This is a genomic window from Pseudomonas agarici, assembly GCF_001543125.1.
Classification (GTDB): Bacteria; Pseudomonadota; Gammaproteobacteria; order Pseudomonadales; family Pseudomonadaceae; genus Aquipseudomonas; species Aquipseudomonas agarici.
In genome coordinates this window covers 4,035,703-4,050,217 of record NZ_CP014135.1, presented here as the reverse complement: position 1 = coordinate 4,050,217, position 14,515 = coordinate 4,035,703, and the positions used below count along the sequence as shown (strand labels likewise).

General features: G+C 61.2%; 14 protein-coding genes. 8 read left to right on the top strand and 6 right to left on the bottom strand.

The features are described 5' to 3' along the window. Window positions 1-59 precede the first annotated feature (59 nt). A complete protein-coding gene (locus AWM79_RS17840; RefSeq protein ID WP_017132979.1) occupies window positions 60-788 on the top strand; it encodes a dienelactone hydrolase family protein in 729 nt (242 codons plus the stop codon). Window positions 789-912: 124 nt separating this feature from the next. On the opposite strand, the gene fabB is transcribed toward AWM79_RS17840, so the two are convergent. The 5 genes from fabB to AWM79_RS17815 form a co-directional block, all read right to left on the bottom strand. After that, on the bottom strand, window positions 913-2,133 hold the full coding sequence (fabB, locus tag AWM79_RS17835; RefSeq protein ID WP_017132978.1) for a beta-ketoacyl-ACP synthase I: 1,221 nt from the start codon (window positions 2,131-2,133) through the stop codon (window positions 913-915). An 11-nt stretch (window positions 2,134-2,144) separates the two neighbouring features. Further along, window positions 2,145-2,660, bottom strand: coding sequence for a 3-hydroxyacyl-[acyl-carrier-protein] dehydratase FabA (gene fabA, locus AWM79_RS17830; RefSeq protein ID WP_060783431.1), 516 nt, complete (start codon window positions 2,658-2,660; stop codon window positions 2,145-2,147). A gap of 238 nt (window positions 2,661-2,898) precedes the next feature. Beyond that, a complete protein-coding gene (locus AWM79_RS17825; protein WP_060783430.1) occupies window positions 2,899-4,794 on the bottom strand; it encodes an ATP-binding protein in 1,896 nt (631 codons plus the stop codon). Then, window positions 4,791-5,726 (bottom strand): ABC transporter substrate-binding protein, encoded by a 936-nt coding sequence (locus AWM79_RS17820; protein WP_425262041.1) that lies wholly within the window; start codon window positions 5,724-5,726, stop codon window positions 4,791-4,793. The genes AWM79_RS17825 and AWM79_RS17820 overlap by 4 nt, the downstream gene beginning before the upstream one ends. A 2-nt stretch (window positions 5,727-5,728) precedes the next feature. After that, window positions 5,729-7,855, bottom strand: coding sequence for a TonB-dependent receptor plug domain-containing protein (locus AWM79_RS17815; RefSeq protein WP_060783429.1), 2,127 nt, complete (start codon window positions 7,853-7,855; stop codon window positions 5,729-5,731). Between the two features lie 199 nt (window positions 7,856-8,054). On the opposite strand from AWM79_RS17815, the gene AWM79_RS17810 reads away from it, so the two are divergent. Genes AWM79_RS17810 through sixA form a run of 3 tightly spaced genes read left to right on the top strand, consistent with a single transcriptional unit; the run spans window position 8,055 to window position 9,883 of the window. Beyond that, a complete protein-coding gene (locus AWM79_RS17810; protein ID WP_017132973.1) occupies window positions 8,055-9,080 on the top strand; it encodes an NAD(P)H-dependent glycerol-3-phosphate dehydrogenase in 1,026 nt (341 codons plus the stop codon). Between the two features lie 21 nt (window positions 9,081-9,101). After that, on the top strand, window positions 9,102-9,437 hold the full coding sequence (locus AWM79_RS17805; protein ID WP_060783428.1) for a DUF4389 domain-containing protein: 336 nt from the start codon (window positions 9,102-9,104) through the stop codon (window positions 9,435-9,437). Continuing rightward, complete coding sequence (gene sixA, locus AWM79_RS17800; RefSeq protein ID WP_060783427.1) at window positions 9,434-9,883, top strand: phosphohistidine phosphatase SixA; 450 nt, start codon at window positions 9,434-9,436, stop codon at window positions 9,881-9,883. The genes AWM79_RS17805 and sixA overlap by 4 nt, the downstream gene beginning before the upstream one ends. A gap of 207 nt (window positions 9,884-10,090) precedes the next feature. Here sixA and AWM79_RS17795 read toward each other — a convergent pair whose 3' ends face one another. Further along, the gene (locus tag AWM79_RS17795) at window positions 10,091-10,768 is read right to left on the bottom strand and encodes a pentapeptide repeat-containing protein (protein ID WP_060783426.1); all 678 of its coding nucleotides are present in this window, start codon (window positions 10,766-10,768) and stop codon (window positions 10,091-10,093) included. A 553-nt stretch (window positions 10,769-11,321) separates the two neighbouring features. Here AWM79_RS17795 and AWM79_RS17790 point away from each other — a divergent pair. The 4 genes from AWM79_RS17790 (at window position 11,322) to AWM79_RS17775 (ending at window position 14,480) form a co-directional block, all read left to right on the top strand. Then, complete coding sequence (locus AWM79_RS17790) at window positions 11,322-11,765, top strand: hotdog fold thioesterase (protein WP_060783425.1); 444 nt, start codon at window positions 11,322-11,324, stop codon at window positions 11,763-11,765. Window positions 11,766-11,871: 106 nt separating this feature from the next. Continuing rightward, window positions 11,872-12,681, top strand: coding sequence for an alpha/beta fold hydrolase (locus AWM79_RS17785; protein WP_060783424.1), 810 nt, complete (start codon window positions 11,872-11,874; stop codon window positions 12,679-12,681). Further along, window positions 12,678-13,532, top strand: coding sequence for an alpha/beta fold hydrolase (locus tag AWM79_RS17780; RefSeq protein ID WP_060783423.1), 855 nt, complete (start codon window positions 12,678-12,680; stop codon window positions 13,530-13,532). Before AWM79_RS17785 ends, AWM79_RS17780 begins: the two co-directional genes overlap by 4 nt. 129 nt (window positions 13,533-13,661) lie before the next feature. Beyond that, a complete protein-coding gene (locus tag AWM79_RS17775) occupies window positions 13,662-14,480 on the top strand; it encodes a DUF4892 domain-containing protein (protein WP_060784008.1) in 819 nt (272 codons plus the stop codon). The last annotated feature ends 35 nt before the right edge of the window (window positions 14,481-14,515 follow it).

The following is a 14,515-nucleotide window of genomic DNA, read 5'->3' as shown; positions in this document are numbered from 1 at the left end:
GTAGAAAAAGCCCGCTTCGGCGGGTTTTTTAATTTCCAGGTGTCCTTAGGGAGTATGCAATGAGCCAAATCACTGTGAGTTCTGTGATCTATCAGATTGATGGCCGGTCCTACGAGGGTCGCCTAGCTTTCGACGCCAGCCACCCGGGTGCGCGCCCGGGGCTGTTGATGGCACCCAACTGGATGGGCATCGGCGCCGGGGCGCAAAAGATTGCCGAGTCCGTGGCAGCCAAAGGTTATGTGGTGCTGATCGCCGACCTCTATGGTCAGTCGGTTCGCCCGTGCAACGGTGACGAAGCGGGAGCGGCGATGATGCCGTTGAAGAATGATCGGGTCGAGCTGCGCAAGCGCATGCAGGCTGCGTTCGAGGCGTTGCAGGGGCAGGGCCTGGCGGCGGTCGATGCGTCGAAGCTGGCGACCTTCGGTTTCTGCTTCGGCGGTTGCTGCTCGCTAGAGCTGGCTCGTACCGGTGCGCCGTTGAGAGCCGCCATATCATTTCATGGCACCCTGGATACGCCAAATCCGGCGGACGCGCAGAACATCAAAGGCTCGGTCCTGGTGTTGCACGGCGCTTGCGACCCGTTGGTGCCCAAAGAGCAACTACCGGCGTTCGAGGACGAGATGAACGCTGCCGGTGTCGATTGGCAGTTGCTTAGCTACGGCGGTGCGGTGCATTCGTTCACCGATCCGCATGCCGATGTACCGGGCAAGATGATGTACGACGCGAAGATTTCCAACCGCGCCTTTGCATCGATGCATAGTTTGCTCGACGAAGTGTTCAGCGTCTGAGCCTTCCCGTGCTCTTCTCACCGGGGCGGCATAAAGGAGCATAACGCTATCGGTAAGGTGCAGCCCCGGCAAAAAAAACGCCTCGACAATGCGAGGCGTTTTTCATATGACCAGCAACCTGGACCTACTTGCCTTGCCAGCGCTTCAGGACCAGGGTGGCGTTGGTGCCACCGAAACCGAAGCTGTTGCTCATCACGTTGTTCAGCTCGACGTTTTCGCGCGTCTTGGTCAGCACTGGGAGGTCGGCGACTTCCGGGTCCAACTCGTCGATGTTGGCGGAACCGGCAATGAACTTGCCTTCCATCATCAACAGGCAGTAGATCGCTTCGTGAACGCCAGCGGCGCCCAGTGAGTGACCGGACAGGCTCTTGGTCGAACTGATGAACGGGGCCTTGTCGCCAAACACTTCACGCACGCCTTTCATTTCCGCGACGTCGCCGACCGGAGTCGAGGTGCCGTGGGTGTTCAGGTAGTCGATCGGACCGTCAACAGTGGCCATCGCCATCCGCATACAGCGCACGGCGCCTTCGCCGCTGGGCGCAACCATGTCGTAGCCGTCTGAAGTCGCACCGTAGCCAACGATTTCGGCGTAGATTTTCGCGCCACGGGCCAGGGCGTGTTCCAGTTCCTCGACCACTACCATACCGCCGCCGCCGGCAATGACAAAACCGTCACGCTTGGCGTCATAGGCGCGGGAGGCCTTTTGCGGTGTGTCGTTGTACTGGGTGGACAGCGCGCCCATGGCGTCGAACAGGAACGACTGGCTCCAGTGCTCTTCTTCACCGCCACCGGCGAAGACGATGTCCTGCTTGCCCATTTGGATCTGTTCCAGCGCGGTACCGATGCAGTGAGCACTGGTGGCGCAGGCAGAGGAGATCGAGTAGTTCAGGCCCTTGATCTTGAACGGCGTGGCCAGGCACGCGGAAACGGTGCTGCCCATGGTGCGGGTCACGCGGTAGGGACCGACGCGCTTCACACCTTTTTCGCGCAGGATATCCAGCGCTTCCATTTGGTTCAGGGTCGATGCACCGCCGGAGCCAGCCACCAGGCCGGTACGCGGGTTGGAAACCTGCTCGTCGGTCAGGCCTGAGTCGGCGACCGCGTCCTTCATGGCCAGATAGGCGTAAGCCGCCGCGTGGCCGACGAAGCGATAGACCTTGCGATCGATCAGTTCTTCGAGGTTGAGGTCGATGGAGCCGGAAACCTGGCTACGCAGACCCATTTCGGCATATTCCGGGTTGAAGCGGATGCCAGGGCGGCTTGCACGCAGGTTAGCGGAGACGGTCTCTTTGTCATTGCCCAGGCATGAAACGATGCCCAGACCAGTGATAACGACGCGGCGCATGCGGATAACCCTTAGAAGTTGTCAGTGGAGGTGAAAACGCCGACCCGGAGGCCTTCGGCGGTGTAGATCTCGCGGCCGTCGACCGCCACCGAACCATCGGCGATGGCCAGGTTCAGCTTGCCTTTGAGGACGCGCTTGATCTGAATGTTATAAGTGACCTTTTTGGCGGTCGGCAGGACTTGGCCGAAAAATTTCACTTCGCCCGAACCTAGTGCGCGGCCACGGCCCGGAAGACCTTGCCAGCCGAGGAAAAAACCGACCAATTGCCACATGGCATCCAAGCCCAGGCAGCCCGGCATGACCGGATCACCTTCGAAGTGACAGGCGAAGAACCACAGGTCCGGGGTGATATCCAGCTCGGCGACCAATTCACCTTTGCCGTACTTGCCACCCTCTTCGCTGATATGGGTGATGCGATCCACCATTAGCATGTTCGGGGCGGGCAGTTGCGCGTTACCTGGGCCGAACAGCTCACCGCGACTGCAGCGAAGCAGATCTTCCCGGGTAAAGGCGTTTTGTTTGGTCATGCGAGCTCCTCAATAATCCCATGCGGCAGGGGTGGGGCAAATCTTCCCGGTCGATCGAAGCCTTCATGCCTCGAATCGACAGCCTATCCATAGACTATTGCGTTGTAGTGAAAGTCACAGCACAAGGGACATGAATGTACACTTGTGCACTGAAATTATTATTCAAGCCGGTTTCACAGCTCGTTTGGGTGCCTAAGATTGCCGCACTTTCGCCTTTCACGCCAGTCGCACATTGTATTCAGGGTACCCAGCGCCGCAGAATTTGCTGGAGATCAGTGCGTTTGAAGGGCTTGGCCAGATAATCGTTCATGCCGGCCAGCAAGCACTGTTCGCGGTCGCCCTGCAAGGCGTTGGCGGTCAGGGCGATGATTGGCAACTGCGCGCCGTCTGGCAGTTGGCGGATCTGCCGGGTAGCCTCGTAGCCGTCGACGAGCGGCAGCCGGCAATCCATCAGAATCGCCGCGAAGTCGCCGTTTTTTACCTGTTCGACGGCGCCGATGCCGTCGTGAGCCAAGCTGACCTCGAAGCCCAGGCTGCGCAACATGGCTTCGATCACTGTCTGGTTCACCGGATTGTCTTCCACCAGCAGGACCTTGCGCCCTTCGCCGTGGCCAGCCGACGGTTGCGGCAAATCCTCGGGCTCGACCTGGCGGTACAGGGCCAGTGGGATTTCCAGGGTAAACACCGAGCCCTGACCCTCTTCGCTACGCGCGTAGAGGGTACCGCCCATGCGCTCGGCCAGGGTTCGTGCAATCGGCAGGCCGAGGCCGGTGCCGCCATAACGCCGGGAGATCGAGCTGTCGGCCTGCTGGAACGCATCGAACATCAGTTCCAGCCGTTCGGCGGAAATACCGATGCCGGTGTCGCGCACCGTGCAACTGAACCAGATCACCTCATCATCCAGGCCCTGCCAGGCCGGTTCGATGCTGACGCTGCCGTGTTCGGTGAATTTCAGCGCATTGCCGATCAAGTTAACCAGAATCTGCCGGATTCGTGTCGGGTCGCCCTTGACCTGCAGGCTGTGCAGGCCCGCCGGGAGCTGCAGATTCAATTGCAGCTTACGTTGCACGGCGCTGTGCTGGAAGGCTTGTGCGCAGCTGGTGATCAATTCGCCGAGGCCGAACGGAATATGTTCCAGTTCCAGGGCCGAACGCTCTATCCGAGAGAAATCGAGGATGTCGTTGATCACCTTGAGCAGGTGTTCGGTGGACTCCGAGGCGAGAGTCGCGTACTCGGCCTGTTCGTCGGTCATTTGCGTGGTTTCGAGCAGTTGCAGCATGCCCAAGACACCGTTCATCGGGGTGCGAAGTTCATGGCTCATCATTGCCAGGAAGTCGGACTTGGCGTTGTTTGCGCGTTCCGCCTCCTCGCGAGTCTGGATCAGTTGTGCAATGGCTTGGTGCTGTTCGCGGCTGGCTTGTTCAAGACCGGTCGCGAGGTTGTTGATATGCCGCGCCAGATCGCCGAGCTCGGTGTCATCCGGCACCGGCAACGGGGTCTTGTAGTCGCCCTGCTGGATGGCCTTGACGGCGTGGCCCATGGCGCTGATCGGCTGTGACAGGTTGGCCGCCAGGCGGCGGGCCAGCAGGAAGGTGAAGAGCAGGGCAAACAGCGCCAGGATCCCGGCCTTGAGCAGGATCTCCTGCTGGCGCTGGTTGAAGGCGTCGTTGGACATGCCCACGACCACCCGCCCCAGGTAATCCTCGCCCGCCGCCATACCGGCGCCGTTGGTACCCTGCAGGAAGTCGCTGTCGAGCTGGATGCGTTGCAGGCGCACCGGGGCCTGGAACACTTCGACCTGCTGGGCACGGCTGTGACCTTCAGGGGGTTGCTCGACATACACCAGAATGTTGTTGCTGCGGTCTTGGACTTCGAGGAAACGCACGTGGGGAGTGGTCAGGCTGGCTCTCATCAGGCTTTCGAGCACTTCATTGTTACCGGATATGACCCCGTATTCGGTGGCCGGTGCCAACTGGTTAGCGATCAACTGGCCGGTGTGATTGAGTTCCTGACGCAGGTCCTGGATTCGCACGAAGGTGAAGAAACTGATCAGCAACAGGGTCAGCAGCAGGGCTGGGCCGAGGCTGATCATTTGGGTGCGGGCGTTGATGCCCCAATGTCGGCGCGGGGTCATGGACGGGATTCTCCTTCGGCCAACCGGGTGGCGACCGAGACTTCCTCGATCGGCTCCAGGCTCAGGGAGCGGGCAACCTGCGGATTGCTCAGTATTTTGAAACGCGGCGGGTAGAGCGTGCGCGGCCAACTGGCAGGAGGCTGGTCGAGCAGCTTGTCGAGAATTGCCAGCCAATCGTTCTGGTCGCTGTAGCTGCTGGCCAGGCTGCCGGCCTTGACGAAGCCGGCGTTCGGCCCGATTAGCGCCAACTGTCGGGCATAGCTGCTGAGCAGCAGGTTTTTCGCGGTCTTGGGGTTATACAGTGTCGGATCGTCGACCCCCAGTAACACGTCGCTGCCGCGCAGCAGGATTTGCAGAGGACGGCTGTCGGCGGTGTTATCCCAGCGCTGGGGGACGATTTCCAGCCCCAGTGGCTGGGCTGCCTGACGTAGTTCGGCCAAGAGGAATTCGCTGTCATCGTCATACAGCACCCCGACCCGCCGTGCTTGCGGCAGCACCGCGTTGATCAGGTGCAATTGCCGTGAGGGTGGCGGGTCGCTCCAGAGCAGGCTGAGCTGGTTCGGCAACTGTTCCCCGAGGCGCCGGTGAGCTTGTAGGCGGCTGATGCGCAATACCAGGGTGGCCGGGCCCTGGCGGTCTGCCAGGCGCCATTCGAGGCTGGGTAGGTCGAGTAGGATCAAGCGTATGCCTGGTGGCAGTTGGCTCGGTGGCGGCAGTTGCCCAAAGGGAACAAAACGTACCCGGTCGTCGGGGCGTTGATGTGCCAGGGCGCTAGTAAAGGCCTGCACGCCAGAGCTGTCTTCGGCACCGGTGACCAATACCTCGGCGGCTCGGGCCTGGACAATCATCAGCAGCAGCAATAGCAGACCGCCTGCCAGCTTGCCGAGCCCGCTGCTGCGGGCCAATGTCATCCTTGACTGACGGTCGTCCATGCTCAGAATTCCAGCTCGGCACTGAAGTAGAATACCTGGCGCTGGTCGTAGTTGTTATCGGTCCAGGTAATGGGCTGGTGATCCAGGCGCTGCTGCATGACCCCGGACAGTTCCAGGCTGGCCTTGTGCAAAGGGATACGCTTGGCGACCCGCAGGTCGACCCGTTCGAAACGGTAGGTGTTGATCGCGTCGTCGCCGTAATAGAACAACGCACTCGACCAGCCCGCACCCCAATCGCGCATCCAGCCGGCGGAGCCGCTGTTGCGGGCGGTGAACTGTTCGTCGGTGGGGTTGCTGGCCTGAGTGTCGACATAGGCGTAGGTCAGGCGCAGCCGGTCGGCGTCGCTCAGGTGCCAATCGAGCTGGGTTTCGCTGCCGCTAAAGCGCGCGCTATTGGCATTGCTGGCGATGTACTGGTTGTTGCGCAGCGGCGAGCTGACCATCGAAGTGATTTCGTCGTAGAACAATTTTACGTCGAGGTTCAGCCCGATATCCGCGAAGAAACCGTTATAGCCCAGTTCCCGCGAGCGCATCCGTTCCTTGTCGAGGTTACCCGGGCCGCGTGTCTTGACGAAATACTGGCCGCTGGTCTGGCCGTAGGTCGGCGAATCGAAGTTGGTGACCCGGTAGCTCCAATTGACGTTGTTCTCGAACATGTCCGGCGAGCGGATAGCCTCGGAATACACGGCGCGCAAACCGTGTCGCGGGTTGATCAGGTAGTTGACGGCAAACCTCGGAGTCAGTGAGTCGCCGGTCAGTTGCGCGTTTTCATACATGGCGCCACCCTGGAGCAACCAGTGTTCGCTGGCGCGCCACTCGAGCTGGCCGAACAGGCGCCACGTGTTGTCGTCGAGGGTGCCATTGAAGTAGGTCTCGGAATCTGCGCGGTCATAACGGTAGTTCATGCCGCTGACCAGGCGCAGGTTGTCCGACAGACTTAGGGTGTCCTGCAATTCCAGGTCGTAGCGGGTCTCGCGGGTACTCTGGTCGAGATCGCCGCAGACCGATTGGTTGGCCCCGTGATTGTACCATTGGTCCAGAACCTGTCTGGCCAGTGTCTGCTCCGAGGCGCCACCGGGAGGCGGGCTGCCCACGGTGTATCGATTCATGTTGCGCGCCAGATTTTCGGCATAGTTGGGATTTAACTGCCACAACTGCGTCAGTTCCGGGCTGAACGACACTTTCGCGTCACATGCGCGCCAGACCTGCTGGCGATCCCAGTGCTGGGCCGAGCCCTGGATGTAGAGGCTGTGTTGCGGGCTGATATCCAGGTTCCAGCGCAGGGAGCCGGCGTAGTCCTTGGCGACTACATCGGAGTTGTCGCCTGCGGCCTGGATATCGGGAAATACCGCCTGATAGGTATACGGGCGCTGGTTGGTGCCTTCCTTAGCGTTCAACTGCCAGTCGATACTCTGGCTCTCGTCAAGCATCTGGCTGACTGACAGGTTGAAGCGATTCAAGCGTCGGCTGTCGTGATAGTTGGCACCGACACGATCGCTGTCGAAACCATCGTCCTGTTGGCCGGACATCGACAGGCGCAGGTCGCCGGTTTCCCAGCCGATGCCTTCGCTCGCATACCAGTCATTGATGCCGCGTTCGCCGCGAGTGATCTTGATGCGCGAGCCGTGAGTGCTGCCGGGTGACTTGGTCAGAATGTTGACCACCGCCATGAGTGCGTTCGCGCCATAGCTGACGGTGTTCGGGCCACGGAAGACTTCGATGCGCTCGATATCCTCCATGGCCACGGGGATATCGTTCCAGTCCACCGTCGCCAGCCCGGCCCGATAGACCGAACGACCGTCGATCAAAACCTGCATGCGCCGGGCGTTGGCGGCATCGGTCCCGTGGTAGTTGATCGCCGCCTGATTACCGTTGGTGTAGCCGACCATCATGCCCGGCACCAGGCGCAACAGCTCGGCGATATCCCGCGCGCCGCTGGCCTTGATCAGTTCGTTATCGATCACGGTCATGCTGCCGGGCACCGAGGCCGGGGATTGTTTCAGGCGTGTCGCGGTCAAAACCTCGGGCAGCGGCTGGCTTTCCAGGAACAGGTCGTCGGCCAGCAGCTGGCCGCTGAACGACAGCGTCAGGAGCACGAAGGAACGTATGGTGGGATGGCCAAAGTACACGGCTCAGCCTTGATGACGGGTAATAGCTGTGCATGTTAACCGAGCCAAGCGAGTTTGCCATGGCACCGGGCCTGTATTCTGTCCGCAAAATGGACAAATCCTAGTGCCAGGGTCCCTGGCGCTGACGGCGTTTGGGACTGGCTGCTGGCGGGCGGCTCCGTATAATGCGGCCATCGCCATTGCTATAAACGGATTGCATATGACTGAACAGCACCCTATCGCGGTCTTGGGAGGCGGGAGTTTTGGAACCGCTGTGGCCAATCTGCTGGCCGAGAACGGGCATCGGGTACGTCAATGGATGCGCGATCCTGAACAGGCCGAGGCCATTCGCGTCAATCGCGAGAATCCGCGTTACCTCAAGGGCATCAAGATTCATCCGGCGGTCGAGCCGGTCACCCACCTGCCCGCGACCCTCGAAAGCTGCGAGCTGTTCTTTGTCGCCCTGCCGTCCGGTGCCCTGCGCAGTGTACTGGCACCCCATGCCGGGCAACTGAATGGCAAGTTGCTGGTGAGCCTGACCAAAGGCATCGAGGCACAGACGTTCAAACTGATGAGCGAAATCCTCGAAGACATTGCCCCACGGGCGCGGATCGGCGTGTTATCGGGGCCGAACCTGGCCCGCGAAGTGGCTGAGCATGCGTTGACCGCCACCGTGGTCGCCAGCGCAGACGAAGAACTCTGCACTCGGGTCCAGGCCGCGCTGCACGGGAAGACCTTTCGCGTCTATGCCAGTGCCGATCGGTTTGGCGTCGAATTAGGCGGAGCGCTGAAAAATGTCTACGCAATCATCGCTGGCATGGCGGTGGCCTTGGGCATGGGCGAGAACACCAAGAGCATGTTGATTACCCGGGCCCTGGCGGAAATGACTCGATTTGCCGTGAGCCAGGGCGCCAACCCGATGACCTTCCTTGGCCTGGCCGGGGTCGGTGACCTGATCGTTACCTGCTCCTCGCCCAAGAGCCGCAACTATCAGGTCGGCTTTGCCCTGGGCCAGGGCTTGAGCCTGGAAGACGCGGTGACCCGCCTGGGGGAAGTGGCCGAAGGGGTCAATACTCTCAAGGTGCTCAAGGCCAAGGCCGAGGAATTGGGCGTCTACATGCCGCTAGTAGCTGGATTGCATGCGATTCTGTTCGAAGGGCGCACGCTCGATCAGGTGATCGCCTTACTGATGCGCGGCGAGCCGAAGACCGATGTCGATTTCATTTCCACCAGCGGCTTCAACTAACCCAGGCGACAGGAGTAAGACATGAACCAAGTCAAGTACGAATCCATTGTGTTACGCATGGTGTGGATGCTGCTGTTCCTGCTGGTCTGGCAGGTCGCGCAGTTGCTCCTCGGCGCCTTGGTGCTGGTGCAACTGATCTACCGGCTGATCTATGGGGCGCCGAGCGCCAACCTGATGAACTTCGGTGATAGCCTCAGCCAGTTTCTGGCCCAGATCGGTCGTTTCGGCAGTTTCCACAGTGACCAGAAGCCCTGGCCATTCGCCGACTGGCCGACGCCCCGCGCGTCCGAGGGCGAAGCACCTCACAGCGTGTCGCCGGCCCCGTACCCGCCCCATGACGAGGAACCCAAGCTATGAAGTTGTGGGTGCTGCGCCATGGTGAAGCCGAACCTCGATCGCGCAGCGACGCCGAGCGCAACCTGACCGCCCATGGGCGCAAGGACGTGTTGCACAGTGCCGTACACCTGATCGGCCAGCCTTTGATTGCGATCTACGCCAGTCCCTATGTTCGAGCCCAGCAGACCGCGCAGTTGGTGTGCGAGGCGCTGGGGTTCGAGCCGGAGATCATCAGCGTGCCGTGGCTGACGCCCGAGGTCCATCCGCTCAAGGTACTGGAGCACCTCGACAGCACCGACAACCTGCTGCTGGTCAGCCATCAGCCTTTGGTGGGTAGCCTGATCAGTCTGTTGCAGCACGGCCACCTGCATGCGCCGCAGCCGATGAGTACCGCCAATCTGGCGGAGCTGGAAGGGGACTGGCCCCTGGCCGGTGGTATGCGGCTCAACGGCGTTCGTCAGCCCTGACCGGTTCTCTGACGGCAACCGGCCTGGCGGCTGTCGGTTTGTGGGTTGGGGTTTTGTAGGGCGGCGAGGTGGCCGGTAGCCTTGATTTCGGGAAATTTAACTGGATTTCGGATGTGAGCTACAAGTGGTCAGGATGTTTTCTGATTTTTTAACCTGAAGTGCCATCAACCCTTAGGGAGCGCAGGTGGGGGCCGCTCCCTCGGTGGTTCATGGGGTGAGTATCGCCCCGATCAGTTCGGTCCTGGCCTGCTTCAAGGTCACCGTGTCGACCTTGGCGCCTTTGAAGGTGCAGTGCTCGAAGTACCCCGAGAACATGGCGTGGCGCAGGTCGCAATGATTGAAGTTGTTGCCCTTGAAGCCGCTCGACAACAGGGCGCCTTTGAGATTAGCGGCCATGAAATTCGCCCCGTGGTACTGGCCGAAAAACCGCACCCCTGCCAGGTCGCCACCACTCAGGTCGACTCCAATCATGTTGACGTTGGTCACTTGCAGCGTGCGCAGCGCCTGGCAGATGGCGTCCTTGCGCCAGTTCCTGAACGGCAGCCGGGCATCGACGTCATGGAAGGGCAGCGAGTCCACGGCGTCCACCGCATATCTGCCTGCCGCCGCGATATTCAAGGCACACAGCTTCATCGCCCGGGTCAGTGACGGCGACAACGTGGACGGCACCCGCAAGTCGAACAGTTTTTTTTCCACATGCAGGGACACCCGTCCACCACCTTCCAGCGGCACCCCATCCCAGCTTTGCAAAATACCGGGAAAACGCCAGGTGCAGGCCACCATCAATTCGAGCAACCCGCCCAACGGATAAGGGCGCAGATCGGGAACGGCAGCGAGGAAAGCTTGCGCCGACCACAAGCGATCCTTGAGTCCCAATACGGCCATGTGCTGTTCGATGGTTGAAAAGCCCGGTGCTGGAACGGCTTCTGACAATGGCTGTCGAGGCGGATTTGTCGGTGGCGCGGGTGTTACCGGCTTATGTGCCTGCTTTGTTCGTGGGTTGCAGACAGGGATCAAACTTCGAAAAAGGCTACCTATCGTTGACATGAACGTCTCGTAAAGGGGCTGGGAAGCCGGAAATTCGACGCGATCCATCGTGGACCGGCTATCAGATTCCACTCTTTTTCTTCGCAGGAAACTTAATCACTGGGCCTGCGGGTGGTCTCGGCCGGTACCGTTCTGGCGCCACGAGCCACCTGGCTGGCAAGGCTGAAAGCCTTGCCAGGGGAGGTCCGCCAGGGGCCTCGACAACCATCAACGCTTGCGTGCGCTGGTGGTGGTGAAAGATAGTGGGACGGTTAAACGGCGTTCTGCCGCCGGCCCGAAGCTTAAGCGTCCGCTGTTCGAACCGTGCCACGGCGTGCGGTTTCAGGTGTGGAGCAAACAGGGTCTGCCGATGTTATGGTAGGAATGACAAATAAAAGTCGAGGAGTGCAAGATGGCCTTGTGGCGTACCGTTCCGAATATCGACCAACTCAATGCCTCGGCAAAGAACACTATCTGTCAAGTGCTGGATATTCGCTTTGAAGCCTTTGACGACGAGTCGCTGACCGCCAGCATGGTGGTCGACCATCGTACACACCAGCCGTTCGGCCTGCTGCATGGCGGCGCCTCGGTGGTGTTGGCGGAAACCGTCGGCTCCATGGCCAGCTACCTGTGTGTCGATACCAGCCAGTACTACTGCGTCGGCCTGGAAATCAATGCCAATCATCTGCGCGGTGTGCGCAGCGGACGGGTGACGGCGGTGGCGACCCCGATCCATATCGGTCGCACCACCCATGTCTGGGATATTCGCCTGAGCAGCGATGAGGGCAAGATCAATTGTGTTTCGCGCCTGACCATGGCGGTGGTACCGCTGGGGCAAACGCCGCCGAGCCGCTGACAGACGGCGATGGCCGGACTGTCATCATTCCTGGCCATTACGGTCATTGCCGATGGCGAATGTCCTGTCGACAATGAACACCTGTTTTCCATGAAGTGGTTCCGGTATGCCGCAGCACGTGTTCTTCGCCCATGCCAACGGGTTTCCTTCGGGCACCTATGGCAAGTTGTTCACCGCCCTGGCGCCCGAATATGAGGTTGCGCATTTGCAACAGCATGCCCATGACCCGCGTTTCCCGGTAAACGACAACTGGCGCAACCTGGTCGACGAACTGATTCATCACCTCGAACAACAGCCCGAACCGGTCTGGGGCGTTGGGCATTCCCTGGGCGGCGTTCTGCACCTGCACGCGGCCTTGCGCTGTCCGCAACTCTACAAAGGCCTGGTGATGCTCGATTCGCCGGTGCTGACCCGCCTCGACCAGTTGCTGATCCGTGCGGCCAAGCGCTTGGGCTTCATTGACCGCCTGACCCCCGCCGGGCGCACTCTGGGGCGGCGCGAAGAGTTTGCCGACCGGGAGGCGGCTCGCCAGTATTTTGCTGGCAAGGCGCTGTTTCGTGGCTTCGACCCGGAGTGCTTCGATGCCTACCTGCAATATGGCTTGCGCCCCGAAGGCGATCGATTGCGGCTGAGCTTTGACCCGGCTACCGAAATCAATATCTATCGCGGCGTGCCCCATACCAGTCCAGGTTTGGCCCGGCACCTGCAGGTGCCGCTGGCGGTGGTGCGTGGCCGGTCGAGTCGTGTGGTAATGCGCCATCAAAGCCGTTCCGTGGGGCGTTTGCCTCATGGCGAATCCCTGAGCATGCCTGGAGGTCACATGTTTCCGTTGGAACACCCGCTGGACACCGCCGAGCTGCTCAAGGCGATTTTCAGCCGCTGGCAGCGGCGTGCCGCCGAGGAACGCCCGGCATGAGCACGGCGGCCGAGGAAGTGCGCCTGAGTCTGCCGCATATCGAGCTGGCCGCCCAACTGTTCGGCCCCGAAGACGGCTTGCCGGTGATTGCCCTGCATGGCTGGCTGGACAACGCCAACAGCTTTGCGCGCCTGGCGCCGAAGCTCGAAGGCCTGCGTATCGTCGCCCTGGACATGGCCGGTCACGGGCATTCCGGGCACCGTCCGGTGGGTGCCGGCTACGCGCTCTGGGACTATGCCCATGACGTGTTGCAGGTGGCGCAACAGCTCGGCTGGAATCGTTTCGGCTTACTCGGGCATTCGCTCGGAGCGATTATCTCGGTGGTGTTGGCCGGCGCACTGCCCGAGCGGGTCACGCACCTGGCGCTGATCGACGGGCTGATCCCGCAGACCGCCCAGGGCGAGAGTGCCGCCGAGCACTTGGGCATGGCCCTGCAGGCGCAACTGAAACTGCAGGACAAGCGCAAGCCGTTGCACAAGACCCTCGACCTGGCTGTCGAGGCACGCATGAAGGGCCGGGTAGCGGTCAGTCGCGAAGCCGCCGAGTTGCTGGCCCAGCGCGGGCTGGTGCCAGTGTCCGGCGGCTATACCTGGCGCAGCGATAGTCGCCTGACCCTGGCCTCGCCGCTGCGCCTGACCGAAGAACAGGCCCTGGCCTTTGTCCATCGGGTGGCCTGCCCAGCCCAATTGGTGGTGGCCGAACAAGGCATGTTGGCCCAGCGCCGGAGTCTGCTGGAGCAGCTACCCTTCAACCGGCTAGTGCTGCCTGGCGGGCATCATCTGCACCTGAACGACGAGGCCGGAGCGGTCCTTGTTGCAGACTGTTTCAATCGCTTCTTCGCCATGCCTTGACTTGTGCTCGGCAACTGTCGAGGCTTGGCGGGTTGAAAGGGAGACAACCATGCCAGATCTCGACACCACCGCGACCTTTTGTCACCACCTTCCGGCATCAGTGCCCAGCATTCAGGCGCCGCCGATTTGATCAAATTATCCACAGCCCTTGCCAGCGCCCTGGGCCTGGCGTGTTTCAGTTCCGCGCTGTTGGCCGCCGACGTACCGGGCAGCCATGACCTGCCGTCCGTGCCGCGTGTGCCCGACGCACAGATCGTCGACTACCGTGCGCCGACGGACCTGGAGCGGATTTATCCACAGAGCTCGATCCGCAAGATCAGCAACCGCTTGCGTAGCGACGGGCAGGTCAATGTTCGTGGGCCGATGACCTCGGTGACCTACGAGTTGCCGCCGGAACGTAGCGCCAACGAAGCCTTCACGGTGGCCCGCGAAGCATTGCAGAAGGAGGGCGCACAATTGCTGTTCTGGTGTCAGGCACGCGATTGCGGCGAAAACAGCTTGTGGGCCAATGAGGTCTTCGGCAATTCGCTGCTGTCCGGGGCGGACGATCAACAGGCCTACTTACTGTTGCGCCTGGCTGCGCCACAGGATAGTTCGCTGGTGGCGCTGTACAGCATTACCCGGGGTAACCGGCGGGCGTATCTGCACGTCGAGCAATTGACCGCGAATGCACCGTTGGGCGAACTGCTGCCGACTTCGGCGACTTTGTTGCGAGAGTTGCGTGACACCGGCAAGCTCGATTTGCCACAACTCGCCGGGGTTCCGCAGGCTACCTGGGTCACCCTGATTTCCCGTGGCCTGAACCTGGATGCCACCTTGCGGGTCAGCCTGTCCGGAGCCTCCGCCGAAGCCTGGCGCCAGGCTCTGGTGGCCGCAGGGGTCAGGGCTGCGCGGCTGGAGTCGGGTGCCCGCGACACCGGTGGCCTGCACCTCGAACTGTTGCGGTAGCGGCAGGAGCGGCGAACACACACTCGTGTGTTCGC

What these genes read in the sequence shown, in the direction of transcription:
- AWM79_RS17785 (WP_060783424.1), top strand. Translation starts at nt 11,872, where the DNA reads ATGCCGCAGCACGTGTTCTTCGCCCATGCCAACGGGTTTCCTTCGGGC.
- AWM79_RS17840 (WP_017132979.1), top strand. Translation starts at nt 60, where the DNA reads ATGAGCCAAATCACTGTGAGTTCTGTGATCTATCAGATTGATGGCCGG.
- AWM79_RS17780 (WP_060783423.1), top strand. Translation starts at nt 12,678, where the DNA reads ATGAGCACGGCGGCCGAGGAAGTGCGCCTGAGTCTGCCGCATATCGAG.
- AWM79_RS17795 (WP_060783426.1), bottom strand. Translation starts at nt 10,768, where the DNA reads ATGGCCGTATTGGGACTCAAGGATCGCTTGTGGTCGGCGCAAGCTTTC.
- AWM79_RS17810 (WP_017132973.1), top strand. Translation starts at nt 8,055, where the DNA reads ATGACTGAACAGCACCCTATCGCGGTCTTGGGAGGCGGGAGTTTTGGA.
- AWM79_RS17825 (WP_060783430.1), bottom strand. Translation starts at nt 4,794, where the DNA reads ATGACCCCGCGCCGACATTGGGGCATCAACGCCCGCACCCAAATGATC.
- fabA (WP_060783431.1), bottom strand. Translation starts at nt 2,660, where the DNA reads ATGACCAAACAAAACGCCTTTACCCGGGAAGATCTGCTTCGCTGCAGT.
- AWM79_RS17820 (WP_425262041.1), bottom strand. Translation starts at nt 5,726, where the DNA reads ATGGACGACCGTCAGTCAAGGATGACATTGGCCCGCAGCAGCGGGCTC.
- AWM79_RS17805 (WP_060783428.1), top strand. Translation starts at nt 9,102, where the DNA reads ATGAACCAAGTCAAGTACGAATCCATTGTGTTACGCATGGTGTGGATG.
- fabB (WP_017132978.1), bottom strand. Translation starts at nt 2,133, where the DNA reads ATGCGCCGCGTCGTTATCACTGGTCTGGGCATCGTTTCATGCCTGGGC.
- sixA (WP_060783427.1), top strand. Translation starts at nt 9,434, where the DNA reads ATGAAGTTGTGGGTGCTGCGCCATGGTGAAGCCGAACCTCGATCGCGC.
- AWM79_RS17790 (WP_060783425.1), top strand. Translation starts at nt 11,322, where the DNA reads ATGGCCTTGTGGCGTACCGTTCCGAATATCGACCAACTCAATGCCTCG.